Here is a 557-nt window from a genome sequence, read left to right on the forward strand (position 1 = left end):
CTAAGGAGACTGCCGGTGACAAACCGGAGGAAGGTGGGGATGACGTCAAATCATCATGCCCCTTATGACCTGGGCTACACACGTGCTACAATGGATAGAACAAAGGGCAGCGAAGCCGCGAGGTGAAGCCAATCCCATAAATCTATTCTCAGTTCGGATTGCAGGCTGCAACTCGCCTGCATGAAGCCGGAATCACTAGTAATCGCGGATCAGCATGCCGCGGTGAATACGTTCCCGGGCCTTGTACACACCGCCCGTCACACCACGAGAGTTTGTAACACCCGAAGTCGGTGGGGTAACCTTTTGGAGCCAGCCGCCTAAGGTGGGACAGATGATTGGGGTGAAGTCGTAACAAGGTAGCCGTATCGGAAGGTGCGGCTGGATCACCTCCTTTCTAAGGATAATGTCTTTTAGGACATTCGGAATGCGAACCTTCGGTTCGTACTGTTGATGAGCTTGTTTGTTTAGTTTTGAGGGAGCGATTCTCTCAGAACTTTTTTGTTCCTTGAAAACTGGATAATCGTATGTAAGAAGGCAATTGCAATAAAACCGAGTAT

Annotated in this window: 1 rRNA gene; it reads left to right on the plus strand. The window is 49.9% G+C overall.

Annotated elements, in window-relative coordinates:
• Positions 1-394, plus strand: a 16S ribosomal RNA gene (locus WQ57_RS22545); the annotation flags it as partial.
• Positions 395-557 lie beyond the last annotated feature (163 nt).

Source organism: Mesobacillus campisalis (genome assembly GCF_000986785.1).
Lineage (GTDB): Bacteria > Bacillota > Bacilli > Bacillales > Cytobacillaceae > Mesobacillus_B > Mesobacillus_B campisalis.